At 71.1% G+C, this 20299-nt stretch carries 19 protein-coding genes; 14 read left to right on the top strand and 5 right to left on the bottom strand.

Annotation, left to right across the window (positions count from 1 at the left end; all coding sequences use genetic code 11):
* The first annotated feature begins 349 nt into the window (after positions 1–349).
* The 7 genes from OO69_RS06045 (at position 350) to OO69_RS06015 (ending at position 8204) form a co-directional block, all read left to right on the top strand.
* Positions 350–1183, top strand: coding sequence for a M55 family metallopeptidase (locus tag OO69_RS06045; protein WP_033279357.1), 834 nt, complete (start codon positions 350–352; stop codon positions 1181–1183).
* Entirely contained in the window at positions 1176–2486 is a 1311-nt protein-coding gene (locus OO69_RS06040; RefSeq protein ID WP_033279356.1) for a M20/M25/M40 family metallo-hydrolase, read from the top strand. The genes OO69_RS06045 and OO69_RS06040 overlap by 8 nt, the downstream gene beginning before the upstream one ends.
* Positions 2487–2501: 15 nt before the next feature.
* Positions 2502–4454: a prolyl oligopeptidase family serine peptidase gene (locus OO69_RS06035; protein ID WP_033279578.1), complete on the top strand. Its 1953-nt coding sequence runs from the start codon at positions 2502–2504 to the stop codon at positions 4452–4454.
* Positions 4451–5383, top strand: a complete 933-nt coding sequence (locus tag OO69_RS06030; protein ID WP_033279355.1) for a S66 peptidase family protein — start codon at positions 4451–4453, stop codon at positions 5381–5383. Before OO69_RS06035 ends, OO69_RS06030 begins: the two co-directional genes overlap by 4 nt.
* Positions 5384–5552: 169 nt before the next feature.
* Entirely contained in the window at positions 5553–7346 is a 1794-nt protein-coding gene (locus tag OO69_RS06025; RefSeq protein ID WP_199810891.1) for a CocE/NonD family hydrolase, read from the top strand.
* Positions 7347–7389: 43 nt separating this feature from the next.
* Positions 7390–7632 (top strand): LapA family protein, encoded by a 243-nt coding sequence (locus OO69_RS06020; protein WP_033279353.1) that lies wholly within the window; start codon positions 7390–7392, stop codon positions 7630–7632.
* Between the two features lie 20 nt (positions 7633–7652).
* Complete coding sequence (locus OO69_RS06015; RefSeq protein WP_033279352.1) at positions 7653–8204, top strand: GNAT family N-acetyltransferase; 552 nt, start codon at positions 7653–7655, stop codon at positions 8202–8204.
* On the opposite strand, the gene OO69_RS06010 is transcribed toward OO69_RS06015, so the two are convergent.
* The gene (locus tag OO69_RS06010) at positions 8176–8523 is read right to left on the bottom strand and encodes a DUF6204 family protein (protein ID WP_033279577.1); all 348 of its coding nucleotides are present in this window, start codon (positions 8521–8523) and stop codon (positions 8176–8178) included. The two genes, OO69_RS06015 and OO69_RS06010, sit on opposite strands and share 29 nt — an antisense overlap.
* A gap of 158 nt (positions 8524–8681) precedes the next feature.
* Between OO69_RS06010 and OO69_RS06005 the strand changes: the two genes are divergently transcribed.
* The gene (locus OO69_RS06005) at positions 8682–10676 is read left to right on the top strand and encodes a DUF5107 domain-containing protein (protein ID WP_033279351.1); all 1995 of its coding nucleotides are present in this window, start codon (positions 8682–8684) and stop codon (positions 10674–10676) included.
* A 23-nt stretch (positions 10677–10699) separates the two neighbouring features.
* Here the strand turns inward: OO69_RS06005 and OO69_RS06000 are convergent, their stop codons facing one another.
* Complete coding sequence (locus tag OO69_RS06000; RefSeq protein WP_033279350.1) at positions 10700–11047, bottom strand: VOC family protein; 348 nt, start codon at positions 11045–11047, stop codon at positions 10700–10702.
* Positions 11048–11183: 136 nt separating this feature from the next.
* On the opposite strand from OO69_RS06000, the gene OO69_RS05995 reads away from it, so the two are divergent.
* On the top strand, positions 11184–13031 hold the full coding sequence (locus tag OO69_RS05995) for a transketolase (RefSeq protein WP_033279349.1): 1848 nt from the start codon (positions 11184–11186) through the stop codon (positions 13029–13031).
* A gap of 72 nt (positions 13032–13103) precedes the next feature.
* On the opposite strand, the gene OO69_RS05990 is transcribed toward OO69_RS05995, so the two are convergent.
* From OO69_RS05990 to OO69_RS05980, 3 genes are all read right to left on the bottom strand, one after another.
* A complete protein-coding gene (locus OO69_RS05990) occupies positions 13104–13274 on the bottom strand; it encodes a hypothetical protein (RefSeq protein WP_033279348.1) in 171 nt (56 codons plus the stop codon).
* A 43-nt stretch (positions 13275–13317) separates the two neighbouring features.
* Complete coding sequence (locus OO69_RS05985) at positions 13318–14139, bottom strand: class I SAM-dependent methyltransferase (protein WP_033279347.1); 822 nt, start codon at positions 14137–14139, stop codon at positions 13318–13320.
* Positions 14140–14217: 78 nt separating this feature from the next.
* Entirely contained in the window at positions 14218–15735 is a 1518-nt protein-coding gene (locus OO69_RS05980) for a bifunctional phosphatase PAP2/diacylglycerol kinase family protein (RefSeq protein WP_033279346.1), read from the bottom strand.
* A 132-nt stretch (positions 15736–15867) separates the two neighbouring features.
* Between OO69_RS05980 and OO69_RS05975 the strand changes: the two genes are divergently transcribed.
* The 5 genes from OO69_RS05975 to OO69_RS05955 all read left to right on the top strand — a co-directional run bounded on the left by OO69_RS05975 (position 15868) and on the right by OO69_RS05955 (position 20294).
* A complete protein-coding gene (locus OO69_RS05975; RefSeq protein WP_033279345.1) occupies positions 15868–16539 on the top strand; it encodes a histidine phosphatase family protein in 672 nt (223 codons plus the stop codon).
* 100 nt (positions 16540–16639) lie between these two features.
* On the top strand, positions 16640–18259 hold the full coding sequence (locus OO69_RS05970) for an ABC-F family ATP-binding cassette domain-containing protein (protein ID WP_033279344.1): 1620 nt from the start codon (positions 16640–16642) through the stop codon (positions 18257–18259).
* Positions 18260–18290: 31 nt separating this feature from the next.
* Positions 18291–18563 (top strand): DUF6158 family protein, encoded by a 273-nt coding sequence (locus OO69_RS05965; RefSeq protein WP_234444348.1) that lies wholly within the window; start codon positions 18291–18293, stop codon positions 18561–18563.
* Between the two features lie 144 nt (positions 18564–18707).
* Positions 18708–19511, top strand: coding sequence for an RNA polymerase sigma factor SigF (locus OO69_RS05960; protein ID WP_033279342.1), 804 nt, complete (start codon positions 18708–18710; stop codon positions 19509–19511).
* 186 nt (positions 19512–19697) lie between these two features.
* Positions 19698–20294, top strand: a complete 597-nt coding sequence (locus OO69_RS05955; protein ID WP_033279341.1) for a hypothetical protein — start codon at positions 19698–19700, stop codon at positions 20292–20294.
* Positions 20295–20299 lie beyond the last annotated feature (5 nt).

The following is a 20299-nucleotide window of genomic DNA, read 5'->3' as shown; positions in this document are numbered from 1 at the left end:
CGGAGGCTCGCGCGCCGGTGGGGCGGCGAGGGCGGCTCGTTCCTGGGGCGTGGTGCAGGAGCAGAAAGGTGCGAGGTGACGAGGTGCGTGCTGCCCCTGAGAGGCAGGTTTTTGCGTTGTTTCATCGAAATATTGCAGAGCGATGGGAAGGGGTCTACAGCTGGAACAGCGCAATATTCACCAGAAACACTCATCGTCCCGGAGTGACACGGGAGTTGGCTTGCGCGCACTTGCGGCCGCTGAACGAAAGTGAACGCAAGTCACGCAAATTCTTGCGCGATCCGATGTCGTTGAATTCCGCGCCGCTTCTTCCTGGCGGATTCCCCGTCGGCGCGTAACGTGATGCCCCATGAAGATCCTCATCAGCGCCGACATGGAGGGTGCGACCGGCGTCACCTGGCCGGCCGACGTGTTGCCGGGGACACCGCAGTGGGAGCGGTGCCGTTCGATGTTCACCTCGGACGTGAACGCGGCCGTCCTCGGTTTCTACGACGGCGGCGCCGACGAGGTGCTCGTCAACGAGGCCCACTGGACGATGCGCAACCTGCTGCTCGAACAGCTCGACGAGCGCACCGAGATGCTCACCGGACGCCACAAGTCCCTCTCCATGGTGGAGGGCGTGCAGCACGGCGACGTCGACGGCATCGCGTTCGTCGGCTACCACGCGGGCGCCGGCATGGAGGGCGTCCTCGCCCACACCTACCTCGCCAACTCCATCACCGGCGTGTGGCTGAACGACGTCCGCGCCAGCGAGGGACTCCTCAACGCGCATGTCGTCGCCGAGTACGGGGTACCGGTGGTCCTTGTCACGGGTGACGACGTGGCCTGTGAGGACGCCCTCGGGTACGCGCCCGAGGCGCTGAAGGTGGCCGTCAAGGACCATGTGTCGCGGTACGCGGCCGTGTGCCGGACGCCGGCCAGGACGGCCGCCGACATCCGCGGGGCGGCGAAGGAGGCGGCGAAACTGGCGGTCCGTCAGGAACCGGTGCGGGGCGGCCCGTTCACCGTCGCCCTCGAATTCGACGCCGAACACCTCGCGATGGCCGCCACCGTCGTACCCGGCGTCGCGCGGGTCGGCGAGCGGAAGGTGGCGTACACCCACGACACCATGTACGAGGGCATCCGGACCTTCAAGGCGGTCACCACGATCGTCTCGGCCGCGGTGGAGGAGCAGTATGGCTGACATCGACGAGCGGGCCCTGGCCGAGGTCGTGACGTTCACCTCGGACCTGATCCGCATCGACACGACCAACCGGGGCGGCGGCGACTGCCAGGAGAGACCCGCCGCCGAGTACGCCGCCGAGCGACTGGCCGGCGGGGGGCTCGAACCGACCCTCTTGGAACGCTCCAAGGGCCGTACCAACGTCGTCGCCCGCATCGAGGGCACCGACCCCTCGGCGGACGCCCTGCTCGTCCACGGTCACCTGGACGTCGTGCCGGCGCAGGCCGACGAGTGGAGCGTGCACCCCTTCTCCGGGGAGATCCGCGACGGGGTCGTCTGGGGACGCGGCGCGGTCGACATGAAGAACATGGACGCGATGATCCTCGCCGTCGTTCGCGCCTGGTCCCGGCTGGGCGTACGGCCGCGACGCGACCTCGTGATCGCGTTCACCGCCGACGAGGAGGCCAGCGCCGAGGACGGCTCCGGATTCCTCGCCGACCGGCACGCCGGGCTCTTCGAGGGCTGCACCGAAGGCATCGGCGAATCAGGCGCGTTCACCTTCCACGACGGCACCGGCCGGGAGATCTACCCCATCGCCGCCGGTGAACGCGGCACCGGCTGGCTCAAGTTGACCGCCCACGGACGCGCGGGCCACGGCTCCAAGGTCAACCACGAGAACGCCGTCACGCGTCTCGCCGCCGCGATCACCCGCATCGGCGAGCACGAGTGGCCGCTACGGCTCACCCCGACCGTCCGCGCGGCCCTCACCGAACTCGCCGCCCTGTACGGCATCGAGGCCGACCTCGACGACGTCGACGGACTCCTCACCAAGCTCGGACCGGCGGCGAAGCTCGTCGAGCCCACCGTCCGCAACAGCGCCAACCCGACCATGCTGAACGCCGGTTACAAGGTCAACGTGATCCCGGGCGAGGCCGTGGCCTACGTCGACGGACGCTATCTCCCCGGCGGCGAGGACGAGTTCCGCACCACCCTGGACCGGCTCACCGGCCCGGACGTCGACTGGGAGTTCCACCACCGCGAAGTGGCCCTCCAGGCGCCGCTCGACTCTTCGACCTACGCCCAAATGCGCGCGGCCGTCGAGGAGTTCGCCCCCGAGGGTCATGTGGTGCCGTACTGCATGTCGGGCGGTACGGACGCCAAGCAGTTCTCGCGGCTCGGCATCACCGGCTACGGCTTCGCACCGCTGAAGCTCCCCGAGGGCTTCGACTACCAGGCGCTGTTCCACGGAGTCGACGAACGGGTCCCCGTCGAGGCACTCCACTTCGGCGTCCGTGTCCTGGACCGCTTCCTGAGGACGGCCTAGCAAGTGGGGGAGAACGTGCAGAGTTCGGCGTACGGCTCGTGGCCTTCGCCCATCGACGCGGCACTCGCCGCCGCGCACGACGGACACCCCGAGTACGTCGGTTTCGTCGGCGACGAGGCCTGGTGGACCGAACCACGGCCCACCGAGGGCGGCCGCCGCACCCTGGTCCGCCGCCGCGCGGACGGCTCCGAGGAGCCGGTGCTGCCCGCCCCGTGGAACGTCCGCAGCAGGGTCATGGAGTACGGCGGACAGCCCTGGGCTGGAACGGTCCAGGACGGTCAACCCCTCGTGGTCTTCGTGAACTTCACCGACCAGCGCCTGTACCGCTACGACCCCGGAAGCGAGCCGAGCCCGCTCACCCCCGTGTCGCGGGTGGGCGACGGTCTCCGCTGGGCCGAACCGCAGATGCGCCTGGACCTGGGTGAAGTGTGGTGCGTGCTGGAGGAGTTCACCGGCGAGGCCTCCGGTGACGTGCGGCGCGTGCTCGCCGCCGTGCCGCTGGACGGATCCGCCGCCGAGGACCGGCACGCCGTACGTGAACTCACCGACGACCGGCACCGGTTCGTGTCCGGGCCGCGCGTCTCGCCCGACGGGCGCAAGGCGGCCTGGCTCGCCTGGGACCATCCCCGGATGCCGTGGGACGGCACGGAGCTGCTGCTCGCCGAGGTCGCGGACGACGGCACGTTCGGGGAGCCACGGACCGTCGCCGGCGGACCCGAGGAGTCGATCGCGCAGGTCGACTGGGGCTTCGACGGTTCACTGCTCTACGCCAGCGACCGCACCGGCTGGTGGAACCTCTACCGCGACCACCAGCCGCTGTGCGCCCGCGAGGAGGAGTTCGGCGGCCCGCTGTGGAAACTGGGCCAGCGCTGGTTCGCGCCCCTGGAGAGCGGCCCGATCGCCGTCGTGCACGGCCGGGGCGCCACCCTGCTCGGCGTCCTGGACCCGGAGACCGGCGAGGTCGTCGACGCGGCCGGACCCTGGACCGAGTTCGCCTCCACCCTCGCGGTGAACAGCGAGCGGATCGTCGGCGTCGGGGCCAGCCCGCGCAGCGCCTACGAGGTCGTCGAACTCGACACCCGCACCGGCAGGGCCCGCGTGACCGGCGCCCCCCACGACGACCCGGTGGACCCGGCCCACTACCCCGAACCGCAGATCCGCACCTTCACCGGCCCCGCCGGACGCGACATCCACGCCCACATCTACCCGCCGCACAACCCGAGTTGGACCGCTCCAGGCAACGAACTGCCGCCGTACGTCATCTGGGCGCACGGCGGACCCACCAGCCGCGCACCCCTCGTCCTCGACCTGGAGATCGCCTACTTCACCTCACGCGGCATCGGCGTCGCCGAGGTCAACTACGGCGGCTCCACCGGGCACGGCCGTGAGTACCGCAACCGGCTGCGCGAGCAGTGGGGCGTCGTCGACGTCGAGGACTGCGCCGCCGTAGCGCTGGCCCTCGCCGCCGAAGGCACCGCCGACCGCGCCCGGCTCGCGATCCGGGGTGGCAGCGCGGGCGGCTGGACCAGCGCCGCATCCCTCGTCACGACCGACGTCTACGCCTGCGGCACCATCATCTATCCCGTCCTCGACCTGGCCAACTGGGCCACGGGGGAGACCCACGACTTCGAGTCCCGGTACCTGGAGAGCCTGGTCGGCCCCCTCGCCGAGGTCCCCGCCCGGTACGCCGAACGCTCACCCGTCGAGCACGCCGACCAAGTCACCGCGCCCTTCCTGATGATGCAGGGCCTGGCCGACGTGATCTGCCCGCCCGTCCAGTGCGAACGCTTCCTGGAGCGGATGCGCGGACGCCAAGTCCCGCACGCCTACCTCGCGTTCGAGGGCGAGGGTCATGGCTTCCGCCGAGCCGACACCATGATCCGTGCCCTGGAGGCCGAACTCTCCCTGTACGCCCAGGTGTTCGGCATCGACCCGCCCGGCGTCCCCACCCTGGAGCTCACCAAGTGACACCGCTCGTCCGCCCGTTCCGACTCGCCCCCGGCGCCCGCGTGGCCGTCGTCGCACCCAGCGGACCGGTGTCCGAGGAACGCCTGGAGGCGGGCCTCGACATCCTGCGCGGCTGGGACCTCGACCCCGTCGTGGCACCCCATGTCCTGGACCGCCATGGCGAGTTGGGCTACCTGGCCGGCACGGACGCCGACCGCGCGGCCGACCTCCAGAACGCCTGGTGCGACCCCACCGTGTCCGCCGTGCTGTGCGCCCGCGGTGGCTACGGCGTGCAGCGCATCGTCGATCTCCTCGACTGGGAGGCGATGCGCGCCGCCGGACCGAAGGCGTTCGTCGGCTTCAGCGACCCCACCGTGCTGCAGCAGGCGTTCGCCACCCGGCTGGGACTGGTCACGCTGTACGGGCCCGTCGCTTCGGGTGCCGACTTCACCAAGAACGCCCGCGCACAAGAGCACTTGAGGGCGACGCTGTTCGACCCGGAGTCCGTGCGGACCATCCGGGCCGTTCCCACCGGGGGTGGCGCGCTGGTGCCGGGGCGGGCTCGGGGTGTCACGCTCGGCGGGTGCCTGGCCCTGCTCGCCACCGACATCGGCACCCCGCACGCGGCGGCCGGTGCGCGGGGCGGGCTGCTGATGATCGAGGACGTCGGTGAACAGCCGTTCCGCGTCGACCGGATGCTGACCCAACTCCTGCGCAGCGGCTGGCTCGACGGCGTCGCGGGCATCGCCCTCGGATCGTGGGACCGCTGCGGACCGTACGAGCGACTGCGCCCGGTGCTCCTCGACCGGCTCGGCGGACTCGGTGTGCCCGTGGTGGAGGAGTTCGGTTTCGGGCACTGCGACGGGGCGCTGACGATACCGCTCGGCGTGGCGGCCGAACTGGACGCGGACGCGGGCACGTTGACACTGGACGAGCCCGCACTGCGCTAGCCGTCAGCCGTCAGCCGTCAGCCGTCAGCCGTCAGCCGTCAGCCGTCAGCCGTCAGCCGTCAGCCGTCAGCCGTCAGCCGTCAGCCGCCAGCCGCCAGTCGGCCGAACGGCCACCCGGTCACCAAGTCGTGTTGTCCTCAGTCGGGTTGTCCTCAGTGTGGAGGTCCCTGTGTCCCGTCGTGTCCGCGGAATCCGTGCCGCGCTGGCTCTCGCGCTCACCGCACCGCTCGCCCTCACCGCACCCCTCGCCCTTGGCGGCCCCGCCACCGCGGCGGATCAATACACCGTCACCGCACTGAAGTTCACCGTTCCCGCGGGTGGCCGGGACTGCACGGTCGACGCCGACCTGTACCGGCCCGTGGGCGTGGACCGTTCCAACCCGGCGCCCGCCGTGCTGGCCACCAACGGCTTCGGGGGCAGCAAGTCGGACGGTTCGACGGACGCCATCGGCAAGGTCTTCGCGCGACGCGGCTATGTCGGGCTCGTCTACTCCGGGCTGGGCTTCGGAAAGTCGGGGTGTCTCATCTCGCTCGACGATCCGCGCGTCGACGGGGCGGCCGCCTCGGGGCTGATCGACTTCCTGGCGGGGACACGGGCCGCCGACGACGGGACCAGGGCCGACTTCGTGACCCTCGACGCCAAGGGCGACCCGCGCGTCGGGATGATCGGCGGATCGTACGGCGGCGCGGTCCAGTTGGCGACGGCGGCCGTGGACCACCGGGTCGACGCCCTCGTCCCGCTGATCACCTGGCACGACCTGGCATACTCGCTCGACCCGAACAACGCGGTCGGCAAAGACGGTCGGACCGTTCCAGGAGCCTTCAAGTGGCAGTGGGCCAACAGCTTCTACCTCACCGGCGAGACCCAGCCCCTGACCGTGCCGAGCCTCGACCCGACCCGGATCAACTCCCTCACCTGCCTGCACTTCGTCACCAGGGCCTGCGCCATGTTCCGCACCCTGAACTCCGGTAGCTACCCGGCCAGGGCGACGGCCGACCTGCTCGCATTCCTGCACAGCGTCTCGCCGGTGTCGTATCTGAACCGGGTGAAGGCGCCCACGCTCCTCGTCCAGGGGCAGGCCGACAGCCTGTTCAACCTCAACGAGGCGACGGCGACGTACAAGACGCTGAAGGCGCACGGGACGACCGCGAAGATGATCTGGCAGTCGCAGGGGCACAGCAACGCGACGGCCGTCCCGCCCCCCGGTGAACTCGACCTGAGCAAGGGCGGCTTGGAGTCGAGTTACGTCGGCAGGCGCATCCTTGCTTGGTTCGACCGCTACCTGCTCCGGCGGACGGACACGGACACCGGGCCGGCGTTCGCCTACTACCGGGGCTGGATCAAGGACCCGGCCGCCACCTACGCCACCGCGAACCAACTCCCCGCGCTCGACGAGAAGTTGTACCTCTCCGGCGACGGCAGGCTCGTGGACAACCGGTCGAAGGTTGCGCGCGGCAGCCGGAATTACACCAACTGGCTTGTCCCCACGAGTCATTCGGAGAGTTCGCTGAGCGGGACGATCGGCCTGCCGGACCCGGCGCCGTACGACACGCCGGGCACGTACCTGGGGTGGACCAGTGCACCCCTGACGCGGACGACGGATGTCGTAGGCGCTCCGAAGGCGACGCTGAAGGTCGTCTCCCCGAAGGCGCAGCGCGTCCAGAACTCCGGCGACGCCGGAGACAACCTGGTCCTCTTCGCCAAGCTCTACGACCTCGCGCCCGACGGCAGCAAGACGCTGGTCCACAGGTTGGTCGCCCCCGTCCGCGTGCCGGACGTCACGAAGAGCTTCACGGTGAGCCTGCCGGGGATCGTGCACCGGTACGCGAAGGGGCACCGGCTGCGGTTCGTGATCGCGGCGAGCGACGACGCGTACACCGGGAACCGGGGGATCAAGCCGGTGACGGTGGTCAGCTCGCCGCGGGACACCGGGGTGCTGGAGCTGCCGGTGGTCGCGGACTGAGTCTCACCGTGCGTGATGGCCGATTCGGGCTCACCCTGGAGTCATGAGCCCGAAGACCACCGAGAGCGGCGGTAGGACCGGCCAGCGGGAACGCGTGCTCACGCCCGCCCGGATCACGGTTCTGCTGCTCGCCGTCCTGGCCCTGATCTTCATCTTCGAGAACACCCGCGACACGAAGATCCGCCTGCTGATCCCCGAGGTCACCATGCCTCTGTGGATGGCGCTGCTGGGCACGGCGGTCATCGGCGCCCTGTGCGGATGGGTTTTCATGCGACGGCGCCGCTGACCCCGAACTAAGGTGACGGGATGCCGCACACCGAGTCCCGCTACCTTGCCGAGAGCCCCCGCGTGGGCATACGCCACTTCACGTACGAGGACGGTGCCGAGTTCACCGCGCGTGCCAGGGAGAGCAAGGACCTGCACCAGCCGTGGCTGTTCCCGCCGGCCAGCGGGGACGCGTACACCGCCTACGCGCGGCGGCTGATCCAGGATCCGGCCAAGGCCGGGTTCCTCGTCTGCGAGCTGGACGGCGGGGGCATCGCCGGGTTCATCAACATCAACAACATCGTCGAGGGCGGGTTCCAGTGCGGAGCGCTGGGATACGGCGCCTTCGCGCACGCGGCCGGGCGCGGGCTGATGCGCGAGGGGATGAACCTCGTGGTGAGGCATGCCTTCGGGCCGATGCGGCTGCACCGGCTGGAGATCAACGCGCAGCCCGGCAACGCCGGGTCGATCGGCCTCGCGCGCAGCTGCGGGTTCCGTCTCGAAGGCCTCTCGCCGAACATGATCTACATCGACGGCGCGTGGCGGGACCACGAGCGCTGGGCGATCACCGCCGAGATGCTGGCTTCCGGTTGACCTTCATCGTGTCGAGGTCCGTGACCGTCGACTTCAGGTCACGGAAGCCGTAGCCGAGGCCCTTCAACGCGGTCTCGGCGCGGTCCTCCGCGAGCGCCGCCGCCATCTCGTCGCCGTCGGCCGCGTCCGAGACCACCACATACCGCCACGAGAAGTGCTTGAGCGGCGCCGGTTCGTAACTGAGCGAGCCCTCCTCGGTGAACCGCATGCTCAGCATCCCGTGCTCCGCCGCCTCGCCGAGCAGCCGCTCCCGCGCCTCGTCCGTCAGCGCGTCCCAGGTGCCCCGGACGATCACCCGGTACGTGTGCTGCTCGCCCATCAGCCGTTCCACTCCTCGGTCCATGTCCTCGAACGGCCGACTGTACGTCGGCGGGCGGCGACCGCACGCGGATTTTTCCGCCCGCGCCCCGCGAGCCCCCGTCTTTGCGGAATCCTGACTGGCAATGCCCCTGGCCACCGCACCCGTTGCCGGGTTCCATGGTGATCGTGACGACGATCCGACGTGAGGTACTGACGCTCCCCGCAGCGGAGTTGGGTCCCGACAACCCGCTGCCCCCACTGCGTCCGCTCGACGGTGGGGGCACCTCCCACGCCCTTCAGGCAGTGGGGGAACACCGCATAGACGACCGCGACCGCGAGGACCTCCCGCGCGACATGGCCCGCCAGGTCGGCTACGAACCCCTCCGCAGCCTGCTGCCGACCCGCGTCCGGGACGGCTACGACAGAGACCGCGCACCCCGCCGCATCGACGCCCTCGTGATCGAGAACGACCGGCTCCGCGCCACCGTGCTCCCCGCCCTCGGCGGCCGCATCGCCTCCCTCGTCCACAAGCCCACCGACCGTGAACTCCTGTACCGCAACCCGGTGTTGCAGCCCGCGAACTTCGCCCTCAACGGTGCCTGGTTCTCCGGCGGCATCGAGTGGAACATCGGCGCGACCGGCCACACCACCCTCTCCTGCGCACCCCTCCATGCGGCTCGCGTCCCCGCCCCCGACGGCGGCGAGATGCTCCGCCTGTGGGAGTGGGAACGCCTCCGCGACCTCCCCTTCCAGGTCGACCTCTGGCTCCCGGACGGCTCCGACTTCCTCTACGTCGGCGTCCGCGTCCGCAACCCGCACGAGAGGCCCGCGCCCGCCTACTGGTGGTCCAACATCGCGGTACCGGAGGAACGCCGGGTCCTCGCACCGGCGGAGGAGGCCTGGCACTTCGGGTACGAGCGACGGCTGGGCCGGGTGCCCGTGCCCTCGTACGACGGAGTGGACCGGTCCTACCCCCTCAACAGCCCTTACGCCGCCGACTACTTCTACGAGGTGCCGGACGGCCGGCGCCGCTGGATCGCCGCGCTCGACGCGGACGGGCACGGGCTGGTGCAGACGTCGACCGACGTGCTGCGCGGGCGCAAACTGTTCGTGTGGGGAACGGGCAGCGGTGGCCGGCGCTGGCAGGAGTGGCTCACCGAACCGGGGACCGGTGGCTACTGCGAGATCCAAGCAGGCCTGGCGCGAACGCAGTTGGAGCATGTACGGCTGGACCCGGAGAGCGAGGTGTCCTGGCTGGAGGCGTACGGGCCGCTGGACGCCGAGGCGGCGGGGGAGTGGGCCACCGTCGTGGACGGTGCCGAGGCGCGGCTCGAAACCGCCCTGCCCCGCGCCGACTTGGACGCCGCCTACGCCTCCTGGAAGCCGCACGCCGACACCGAACCTGGCGAGATCCTCGCGGTCGGCTCCGGGTGGGGCGCGCTCGAAGTCCTGCGTACCGATTGGAAGTTGCCCGGCACGCCCTTCGAGGAGTCCACGCTCGGCGAGGCCCAGGCGCCCTGGGTGGAGCTGCTGCGGAGCGGGGTCCTGCCCGAGCCGCGCCGGGTCCGGCCGCCTGGGGAGACGCTGGTCGCCTCGCACTGGCGGGACATGCTGGAGACCGCGCCCGCGACCCCGCTCACCGAGTACCACCTCGGCGTCGCGCAGTGGCACGCCGGCGACCGGGCGCAGGCGGTGCGCAGTTGGGAGCGGGCCCTCGAACTCGCCCCGTCCCTCTGGCCGTTGCTGCGCTGTCTGGCCGTAGCGGATCAGGAGGCGGGGAACCACGGGCGGGCCGCGGACCGGTACAACGAGGCCTTCGCCGATCTGTGTCAGGAGCGGCGGGACGCGGGGGAGCGGTGGACCGCCGCGACGGCCGCGCTCGGGCGGGAGGCCGTCGAGGCGCTGCTGCGGGTGCGACGGACCGCCGATGCCCGGGCGGTGTGGGAGATGCTGCATCCCGGGACCCGGGAACGCGGCCGATTCCTGTTGCTCCAGGCCGAGTTGCTGCTCGCGGAAGGGCGGCGCGACGACGCGTGGGCCGTCTTCGACGAGGGGTTCGAGGTCGCCGATCTGCGCGAGGGCGCGGAGTCGATCGGCCGGCTGTGGTCCCGGCTCACCGACGAACCACTGCCGACGCGCTACGACTTCAGGATGCGGCCCGACACGCCCTGAGCCGACGGACCGGCGGCCGCCGATCAGGCCCGTCGGTCCACGTACTCGTAGACCATGCCGTCCGGATGCATCGCGATCAGGTTGCGGCCCGCCGGTGAGGCGATGGGGCCCGCGACGATGTGGGCGCCCAGTTCGGTGAGGACCGCGTGGGTCTCGTCGACGTCCTTGACGGCGATGGTGGCGGCCACCTTGCGCAACACCTCCAGCTCCGCCGGAGGCCCGCTCATCAGCAGGAAACAGCCGACCGCGGCCACCGACACCCCACCGCGCTCGAAGCGGAGCGCGGTGCCACCCGCGAGCCGTTCGTAGAAGGGGACGGCGGTCTCCAGGTCGTCGACGCAGATACGCAGCGTGGCTCCCAGAATCTCCATACGGACGAGCCTAGTTGGGGCGGACGGGCCTTGGTGATCCTTTCGGGCGATCCCGGTGAGCGTTCGGCACGTGTTTGGGCGGTCTGCTCAGGGGGACGCGGAATGCCTCGCAGGACCACCCCCACGAAGGAGCCCCATGGACACCGGTGAACTCGTCGAACTCGGACAGCAACTGCGCGTGGACAGTGTGCGGGCCGCCGACGCGGCGGGCTCCGGACACCCGACGTCCTCCATGTCCGCCGCGGACCTGATGGCGGTCCTGCTCGCCCACCACCTCCACTACGACTTCGACCGCCCCGCCCACCCCGGCAACGACCGCTTCGTCCTCTCCAAGGGACACGCCTCACCCCTGCTCTACGCCGCCTACAAGGCCGCAGGAGCCGTGGACGACGCCGAACTGCTCACCTTCCGCATGCTGGACAGCCGTCTCGAAGGGCATCCCACCCCGCAGCGGCTCCCGTGGGTCGAGACCGCCACCGGCTCGCTCGGCCAGGGACTGCCCGTCGGCGTCGGCATCGCCCTGTCCGGCAAGCGGCTTGAGCGCACCGGGTACCGCGTGTGGGTGCTGTGCGGGGACAGCGAGCTGGCCGAGGGCTCGGTGTGGGAGGCCGCCGAGCACGCGGCGTACGAACACCTCGACAACCTCACCCTGATCGTCGACGTCAACCGGCTCGGGCAGCGCGGCCCGACCCGGCACGGGCACGACCTGGACGCGTACGCCCGCCGGTTCCGGGCCTTCGGCTGGCACACGGTGGAGGTCGACGGGCATGACGTGGACGCCGTCGACCGCGCCTACAGCGAGGCCGAGGCCATCAGCGGTCAGCCGGCCGTGATCCTCGCCCGCACCCTCAAGGGCAAGGGCGTCGCCTCCGTCCAGGACCGCGAGGGCCTGCACGGCAAACCGCTGCCGGACGCGGAGGCGGCGGTCGAAGAACTCGGCGGCCTGCGCGACCTCCGCGTCCGGGTGCGGGAACCCCTGGACGCCCGCGCGTTGCACTCCGTACGCGCCGACCACCTGGAACTCCCGCGCTACGACCGGGGTGACGACGTCCCCACCCGCGACGCCTTCGGCCAGGCCCTCGCCGCGCTCGGCTCCGCCCGCGGGGACGTCGTGGCACTCGATGGAGAAGTCGGGGACTCCACGCGCGCGGAGTTCTTCGCCAAGGAGCACCCCGACCGCTACTTCGAGTGCTATATCGCCGAGCAGCAACTGGTGGGCGCGGCCGTCGGGTTGGCGGCGCGCGGCTGGGTGCCGTACGCCTCCACGTTCGCGGCGTTCTTCACGCGCGCGTACGACTTCATCCGGATGGCCGCCGTCAGCGGCGCGGGGATCAACCTGGTCGGCTCGCACGCGGGTGTGTCGATCGGGCAGGACGGCCCCTCGCAGATGGGGTTGGAAGACCTGGCGATGATGCGCGCGGTGCACGGTTCGACGGTGCTGTATCCGTGCGACGCCAACCAGACGGCCCGGCTCGTCGCCACGATGGCCGGCCTGGAGGGGGTGCGCTATCTGCGGACCTCGCGGGGCGCCGGGCCGGTCGTGTACGGCTCCGACGAGGAGTTCCCGGTCGGGGGCAGCAAGGTGCTGCGGTTCTCCAGCCGGGACCGGCTGACGGTCGTGGCCGCCGGGGTGACCGTGCACGAGGCGCTGGCCGCCGCCGACGCGCTGGACCGCGAGGGCATCCAGGTGCGGGTGATCGACCTGTACTCGGTCAAGCCCGTCGACGCCGAGACCCTGCGCCAGGCCGCCGAGGACACCGGCTGTCTGCTCACCGTCGAGGACCACCACCCCGAGGGCGGTCTCGGGGACGCGGTCCTGGACGCCTTCTTCGACGGCCGGCCGGTGCCGCGCCTGGTCCGGCTCGCCGTCCGCACCATGCCCGGCTCGGCGAGCCCGGCCGAGCAGCTGCACGCGGCCGGGATCGACGCGGAGTCGATCGCGGCGGCCGGGCGGCTGCTGGTGGAGACGGCGATCGTGCGCTGAACGCCGAGAGCCGGCGTCACCCTGATTCGGGTGACGCCGGCTCGACGTCTGTGTGGTTGTGGGGAAGTGCGGTTACCAGCGGTACCAACGACCCCTGCCGCCGCCGGCCGAGGTGCCGCGCACCAGGAAGCCGAGCAGCCATACGGCGAGCACGATCAGCGCCACCCACCAGAGGATCTTCACAGCGAATCCGGCACCGAACAGGACCAGCGCCAGCAGTAGGACGATCAGGATCGGAACCATAGTGTGTTACCTCCTGACGCCCGAGTGCCCCCGATCCCGCGGATCAGACGTCCTTGCGGGCCAGGATCTCCCCGTGCAGCACGGCGAACCAGCCGTCCTCCTGCTGTCCCCACTCCCGCCACGCGTCCGCTACGGCGTTGAGCTCCTCGGTGGTCGCGTGGCCGCCCTCGGTGGCGACCCCGGCGTACGAGGACGCGACGGTACGGTCCGCCCACAGGCCGCTCCACCAGGCCCGCTCGTCCGGAGTGTGGAACGTCCAGGTGCTGGAGGTGGCCGTGATGTCCGTCAGCCCCGCCCGCAGTGCCCACGATTTGAGACGGCGTCCGGCATCCGGTTCGCCGCCGTTGGCGCGGGCCACCCGGCGGTACAGGTCCAGCCAGTCGTCCAGCCCCGGTACCAGGGGGTACCAGGTCATCACCGCGTAGTCCCCGTCGCGGGCCGCGATGAAGCCGCCGGGCTTGGTCACCCGGATCATCTCCCGCAGCGCCTGCACCGGATCGCCCACGTGCTGGAGCACCTGATGGGCGTGGACCACGCAGAACGTGTTGTCCGGATAGTCCAGCGCGTGGACGTCGGCGACCGCGAAGTCGACGTTGGTCAGGCCGCGTCGGTCCGCGGTCGCCCGGGCCTGGTCCAGGATGCCCGGCGCGTGGTCGACACCGGTGACATGGCCGTCCGGGACCAGCGCCGCCAGGTCGGCGGTGATGGTGCCGGGACCGCAGCCGATGTCCAGGATCTTCATGTGCGGCTTGAGCGAACCGAGCAGGTAGGCCGCGGAGTTGGCGGCGGTCCGCTGGGTGTGCGAACGGAGCACGGACTCGTGGTGCCCGTGCGTGTAGACGGCGGTCTCCTGCGGCTTCGGCATGGCTCTACCTACCCCTTCGCGTCTTCTTCGGCGTAGGAGGAACGGTACGCGCGCATGTCGGATGATGAGACCTGCGTTTTACGATGTGGACTGACGGGTGATCAGGGAATCCGTCAGCGGGCGGTACACCGTCAGTGCCTCGGGCTGCTCCTCCAGCGTCAACTCGCCCTCCACGTCCGTGACTTCACCGTCGAAGGCGAGCAGCGTGCCCGGTGCGAGGCCACTCAGGCGCAGGCGGTGCACCTGGGCCGCCGCGTGGGCGGGGGAGCGCATGAACGGGCCTGCGAGCGCCGCCGAGAGCAGGCGCAGGGCGGGCCTGCGGCCGCCGTGCACGATCCGGATGTCGAGACGCCCGTCCGCCAGGTCGACGCGGCGGCCGGAGGCGACCCCCTTGCGGTGGTAGGTGCCGTTGCCGGCGAACAGCATCCACAACGGGCGGGTGCGGCCGTTCAGTTCGGCCTCCAGCGGATGCCGGTCCGCGCGCAGCACCCACAGCGCCGCGAGCACCCCCGCGGGCCAGCCGCCGATCCGGGGCGCCCAGCGCTCCCGCTCGCGCACCAGCTCCGGATAGACGCCCAGGCTCAGGGTGTTGAGGAAGATGCCCCGGGTGGCGCCGGACCTGAACCGGCCCACGTCCACGCGTACGGCGTCGCCCTGCCTGATCGCCTTGCTCAGATCGCGCGGGCCCTCCACGCCGAGGTCGTAGGCGAAGTGGTTGAGGGTGCCGCCCGGGAGGACGGCGAGGGGCAGGTCGTGGCGCAGGGCGACCGCGGCCGCCGCGTTGACCGTGCCGTCGCCGCCGCACACCCCGAGGACCCGGGCGCGGGTCGCCGCCTTCTCCAACTCGGCGTGTATGTCGGCCGGTTGGCAGGCGACGACCTCCGCGCCGGGCAGGAAGTCCGTCAGCGCGTCCGCCCGGTCGGCGCTGCCCGAGGCCGAGTTGACCACCATGACCAGGCCGTCGCCGTCCTCCAGCGCCGGGACCTCGGCGCGCCCGCGGGCCGGCGGCACGAACTGCCCGCGCGTCGGCACCATGCCGCGCACCGCGAACGCCGCGCACGCGCCCAGCGCGGCACCCGCCACCACGTCGCTCGGGAAGTGGACACCGGTGTAGACGCGGGACGCGGCGACCGACAGCGCGATCGGCGCCACGACCGCGCCCCAAGCCGGGGACTCCAGGGCCACCCCGGTCGCGAAGGCCGCCGCCGACGCCGCGTGACCGGACGGGAACGAGGTGGTGATCGGCTGCCGCTTCAGCTGCCGGCCCAGCGGGACGGGGTCCAGGGCGGGCCGGTGACGGCGCACGCTCCGCTTGCCGATCGTGTTGATCGCGAGGGAGGCCAGGGACAGGGAGGCGATGCCCCGGGCGGCGGCCCGGCGGGCCCGCGGCGTACGGCTGGCGGCCACAGCCGCGGCCGTCGCGAACCACAGCACGCCGTGATTGGCACTCCGGCTCAGCCGCGGCAGCACGGGCTGGGCCGCGGGCCACTTCCGCTCCGCCGCCACCTCGAAGAGACGGCTGTCCAGGGAGAGCAGCCACTCGCGCAGGGCGTGGCGGCCGGGGAGGGGGACCGTGAGGTCGACGTCAGGGCTCATGCGCTGCCGGGTACCCTGAAATGGCCGTTTGCTGCCCGGCGGACCGTCGGAGGAGCGTCTCCACCGCCCTTCACCGTCGGCGGACCGCTTCGTTCCGACCGTCGGCGGACCGTTCCATCGGAGGACCCCCGCATGCGCCTGATCCTCATCCGCCACGGCCAGACCACGGCCAACGTGGACTTCCGCCTCGACACGGCCATACCCGGCGCGGACCTGACCGACCTGGGCCGCCGCCAGGCCGCAGCCCTCCCCGAGGCCCTCGCCGACGAGGACATCGAGGCCCTCTACGCCTCCACCCTGATCCGCACCCAGCAGACCGCGGCCCCGCTCGCCGCCGCCCGCGGCCTCGACGTCCGCGTCCGCGACGGCATCCGCGAGCTCACCGCCGGTGACCTGGAGATGCTGCCCGGCGACACGGAACCCGGCCACGAGTACATGCGGATCGTGTTCGCGTGGGCCGCCGGTGACACGGAGCTGCGGATGCCGGGCGGCGAGAGCGGCGCCGAGGCCCTCGCCCGCTACGACGGCGTGATCGCGGAGGCCGCCGACAGCGGCGCCCGCACCGTCGCCATGATCAGCCACGGCGCCGCGATCCGGATGTGGACGTCCGCCCGCGCCGACAACATCGACGTGGACTTCGCCGCCGCCCGCCCCCTCGACAACACCGGCATCGTCGTCCTGGACGGCTCCCCGGCCGACGGCTGGAAGGCCCTGTCCTGGGAAGGCGCCCTGGTCGGGACGGCGGCACCGGACACCGACGGCGGCCCGGCCGGACAGCCGCTCGACGAGGACCAGAAGCCGTAGGCCGTGTCCTGGTGAAGCTCCGGGCCAGGTCATGGCGAGGCCCTGACGGGCACAATAAGGGTTTGCCCGGCCGCGAGGCCGCCCCACAGAATGCGTGGTCATGGGACATCTGGAAGCCGCACACCTCGAGTACTACCTCCCCGACGGGAGGCCGCTGCTCGGCGATGTGTCCTTCCGGGTCGGCGAAGGCGCCGTGGTCGCCCTGGTCGGGCCCAACGGCGCCGGCAAGACGACCCTCCTGCGGCTGATCTCCGGCGAGCTGAAACCGCACGGCGGCACGGTCACCGTGAGCGGCGGCCTGGGCGTGATGCGCCAGTTCGTCGGCTCCGTCCGCGACGAGAGCACCGTACGGGACCTGCTCGTGTCGGTCGCCCCGCCGCGCATCCGCGAGGTCGCCGCCGAGGTCGACAAGGCCGAGCACGGCATCATGACCGTCGACGACGAGGCGGCCCAACTCGCCTACGCGCAGGCCCTGTCGGACTGGGCCGAGGTGCACGGCTACGAGTTCGAGACCCTGTGGGACATGTGCACCATGGCCGCGCTCGGAGTGCCGTACGACAAGGCGCAGTTCCGGCAGGTGAGCACGCTCTCCGGCGGCGAGCAGAAGCGGCTCGTGCTGGAGGCGCTGCTGCGCGGCAGCGAAGAGGTGCTGCTGCTCGACGAGCCGGACAACTACCTTGACGTGCCCGGGAAGCGGTGGCTCGAGGAGCGGCTCAAGGAGACCCGCAAGACGGTCCTGTTCGTCTCCCACGACCGTGAACTCCTCGCCCGCGCCGCCGAGAAGATCGTCTCCGTGGAGCCCTCGCCGACCGGCGCCGACGCCTGGGTCCACGGTGCCGGCTTCGCCACCTACCACGAGGCCCGGCGTGAACGCTTCGCCCGCTTCGAGGAGTTGCGCCGCCGCTGGGACGAGAAGCACGCCCAGCTGAAGAAGCTCGTCCTGAACCTCCGTCAGGCGGCCTCCATCAGCCACGAGTTGGCGTCCCGCTACGCCGCCGCCCAGACCCGCCTGCGCAAGTTCGAGGAGGCGGGCCCGCCCCCCGAGCCGCCGCGCGAGCAGGACATCACCATGCGCATCAAGGGCGGCCGCACCGGCGTAAGAGCCGTCACCTGCAAGGGACTTGAACTGACGGGCCTGATGAAGCCCTTCGACCTGGAGGTCTTCTACGGCGAACGCGTCGCCGTCCTCGGCTCGAACGGCTCGGGCAAGTCGCACTTCCTGCGTCTCCTCGCCGGCGAGGACGTGAAGCACACGGGGGAGTGGAAGCTCGGCGCGCGTGTCGTGCCGGGGCACTTCGCGCAGACCCACGCCCACCCCGAACTCCAGGGCCGCACCCTCCTCGACATCCTGTGGAAGGAGCACGCGCAGGCCCAGGGTCCCGCGATGTCCCGGCTGCGCCGCTACGAGCTGACCGGCCAGGCCGAGCAGAGCTTCGACCGGCTGTCCGGCGGGCAGCAGGCGCGCTTCCAGATCCTGCTGCTGGAACTCCAGGGTGTGACCGCGCTGCTTCTCGACGAGCCGACCGACAACCTCGACCTGGAGTCCGCCGAGGCTCTGCAGGAAGGGTTGGAGGCGTTCGACGGCACGGTGCTGTCCGTCACGCACGACCGGTGGTTCGCGCGGTCCTTCGACCGGTATCTGGTGTTCGGCAGCGACGGCAAGGTCAGGGAGACGACCGAGCCGGTGTGGGACGAGCGGCGGGTGGAGCGGGCGCGATAGGTCCCGTCGGTGCGGAGGCCGCGGGGCCTGAATGTTCGTACAGTGGACTCAGGACCGTGAGACTCGACGAGCGGGGCACACCATGACCGGAGTCGACCCTGCGCGCCTGGACGATGCTCAGCTCATGAAGGAGCTGGAGACCATCCACCGCACGCGCCACGACACCCTGCTGTACGGCTCGAACGACGCGCTCCGCGCCCACAACGACCGTATGGCCGGACTGGAGGGCGAGTATCTGCGCCGCCATCCGCGTCGCCTCGTGGCCCCCGGCCGGACCCGGCTGGGGGCACGCGAGCGGGACTGAGCGGTGGGTGTCCGTGCCTTGAGATGGTGTGTGTTTGTGCCTTGAGGCCGGGGGCAGGCGAACGTTCAGCGCTGGATCGCAAACGCGTTCCCACCGACGGTGACCGTCCAACCCGGAGCATGCTCAAGGGAGTTGTGACGCACCATGCCTACTCGGCCTACCCGTACGAGCACGAAACGCCATTCCCACCATGACGCCCCCGACACCGTCGAGGCGTTCCGCACGCTGGCGGCGCTGCCTCCCGGGCCGCAGCATGACACCGTCCGCGAACGCATTGTCGAGGCGTGGCTGCCCATGGCCGATCGGCTTGCGGGGCGGTTCCGTAATCGGGGTGAAAGTACCGAGGACTTACGCCAGGTTGCTGCCCTTGGGCTGGTGAAGGCCGTGGATCGGTACGACCCCGAGCGGGGTAACGCGTTCGAGAGTTATGCCGTGCCGACTATCACCGGTGAGATCAAACGGCACTTCCGGGATCACATGTGGACGTTGCATGTGCCTCGGCGGGTGCAGGATCTGCGGAACCGGGTGCGGGTCGCCGGGCAGGAGCTTGCCCAGACCTTGCCGGGGCGGCGGCCTACCGTGGCGGAGATCGCCGCGCACGCGTGTCTCTCCGAGGAGGAGGTGCGGGTGGGGCTTGAGGCGTTGGAGAGTTTCAGTGCGTTGTCGCTTGACGCGGTTGTCCCTGGCGGTTCGGAGGGGTTTGCGCTGAGCGATGTTCTTGGGGCTGCTGATCCGGCGTTGGACGTCGTTGTTGATCGGGAGGCTGTGCGGCCTCGGCTTGCCGCGTTGCCCCAGCGGGATCGGGAGATCCTGTACCTGCGGTTCTTTGGGGATATGACGCAGAGCCGGATTGCTGAGCGGTTCGGGATTTCGCAGATGCATGTGAGTCGGTTGATCAGTCGGTGTTGTCGGCGGATCCGGGAGCAGGTTCTGGAAGGTGCGGCTTAGACGTCGGGTGCGGGCTCGTCGTGGCTGGTCGCGCAGTTCCCCGCGCCCCTAAAAAGCTGCAGCCGGCCCGTGTTTCACTCGCTCGGCCGGTCTCCTTAATCCCAATGGGGCTTGGCCGCGCGCGGTGATGACCGGACCGGGCTTCGATGGGTGTTGCCGTCGTCCTCGGTCTAAGGAGACCCGCTCATGCGTCGCATCGCCGTTGCTCTGTCCGTCGTCGCGCTGGTCGGCGCCGGTGGGCCCGCGCTGGCCGCTGATCCGGGGGCCGAGGTCAGTCCGAGCAGTGTGCGGGCGGGTGGGAGCGTCACCGTTTCCGTCACCTGCGAGGCCATCGGGGGGACCGTGGCCGAGACCATCGACGCGACGTCCCAGGGGTTCGACGACGGGACCGTTCAGCTTCAGCGGGTGCCCGGCAACGACGACCGGGGTGCCGGTGCCGCTTACCGGGGGACCGCGCGGATCTCCGCGGACGGGGGCGAGCGGGATGCCGCGTGGACCGTCGACGGGACCTGTCCCGCGCCGCCCGGAGGACAGGGGCGGCCCTGGAGCGCGACCTTCAGTATCGAGCGCGGGGGAGAGGGTGGGGGCGGGCAGCCGCCTTGTCAGGAGCCTCGGGGGGATGCCTGTGGTGGTGTGCCCGCCGCCATCCAGCGCGGGGTGCAGGCCGGGGAGGGCGGGACCTTCACCGACTCCGTTCCGGCTCTGGTCGCCGGTGGTGTACTGATCGCCGCTGCCCTCGGCGGGGCCGTGTACCGGCTGCGCAGGCGGACGCCCGGGCACTGAGCGCG

Origin of the sequence: Streptomyces sp. NRRL F-525 (assembly GCF_000716605.1) — a bacterium.
Lineage (GTDB): Bacteria > Actinomycetota > Actinomycetes > Streptomycetales > Streptomycetaceae > Streptomyces.
Note: the sequence above shows the minus strand (reverse complement) of the source record. Positions and strands in the feature narration are given on the sequence as shown.

What these genes read in the sequence shown, in the direction of transcription:
- OO69_RS06045 (WP_033279357.1), top strand. Translation starts at nt 350, where the DNA reads ATGAAGATCCTCATCAGCGCCGACATGGAGGGTGCGACCGGCGTCACC.
- OO69_RS06040 (WP_033279356.1), top strand. Translation starts at nt 1,176, where the DNA reads ATGGCTGACATCGACGAGCGGGCCCTGGCCGAGGTCGTGACGTTCACC.
- OO69_RS06020 (WP_033279353.1), top strand. Translation starts at nt 7,390, where the DNA reads ATGAGCCCGAAGACCACCGAGAGCGGCGGTAGGACCGGCCAGCGGGAA.
- OO69_RS06015 (WP_033279352.1), top strand. Translation starts at nt 7,653, where the DNA reads ATGCCGCACACCGAGTCCCGCTACCTTGCCGAGAGCCCCCGCGTGGGC.
- OO69_RS06010 (WP_033279577.1), bottom strand. Translation starts at nt 8,523, where the DNA reads ATGGGCGAGCAGCACACGTACCGGGTGATCGTCCGGGGCACCTGGGAC.
- OO69_RS06005 (WP_033279351.1), top strand. Translation starts at nt 8,682, where the DNA reads ATGGTGATCGTGACGACGATCCGACGTGAGGTACTGACGCTCCCCGCA.
- OO69_RS06000 (WP_033279350.1), bottom strand. Translation starts at nt 11,047, where the DNA reads ATGGAGATTCTGGGAGCCACGCTGCGTATCTGCGTCGACGACCTGGAG.
- OO69_RS05995 (WP_033279349.1), top strand. Translation starts at nt 11,184, where the DNA reads ATGGACACCGGTGAACTCGTCGAACTCGGACAGCAACTGCGCGTGGAC.
- OO69_RS05990 (WP_033279348.1), bottom strand. Translation starts at nt 13,274, where the DNA reads ATGGTTCCGATCCTGATCGTCCTACTGCTGGCGCTGGTCCTGTTCGGT.
- OO69_RS05985 (WP_033279347.1), bottom strand. Translation starts at nt 14,139, where the DNA reads ATGCCGAAGCCGCAGGAGACCGCCGTCTACACGCACGGGCACCACGAG.
- OO69_RS05980 (WP_033279346.1), bottom strand. Translation starts at nt 15,735, where the DNA reads ATGAGCCCTGACGTCGACCTCACGGTCCCCCTCCCCGGCCGCCACGCC.
- OO69_RS05975 (WP_033279345.1), top strand. Translation starts at nt 15,868, where the DNA reads ATGCGCCTGATCCTCATCCGCCACGGCCAGACCACGGCCAACGTGGAC.
- OO69_RS05970 (WP_033279344.1), top strand. Translation starts at nt 16,640, where the DNA reads ATGGGACATCTGGAAGCCGCACACCTCGAGTACTACCTCCCCGACGGG.
- OO69_RS05965 (WP_234444348.1), top strand. Translation starts at nt 18,291, where the DNA reads ATGTTCGTACAGTGGACTCAGGACCGTGAGACTCGACGAGCGGGGCAC.
- OO69_RS05960 (WP_033279342.1), top strand. Translation starts at nt 18,708, where the DNA reads ATGCCTACTCGGCCTACCCGTACGAGCACGAAACGCCATTCCCACCAT.
- OO69_RS05955 (WP_033279341.1), top strand. Translation starts at nt 19,698, where the DNA reads ATGCGTCGCATCGCCGTTGCTCTGTCCGTCGTCGCGCTGGTCGGCGCC.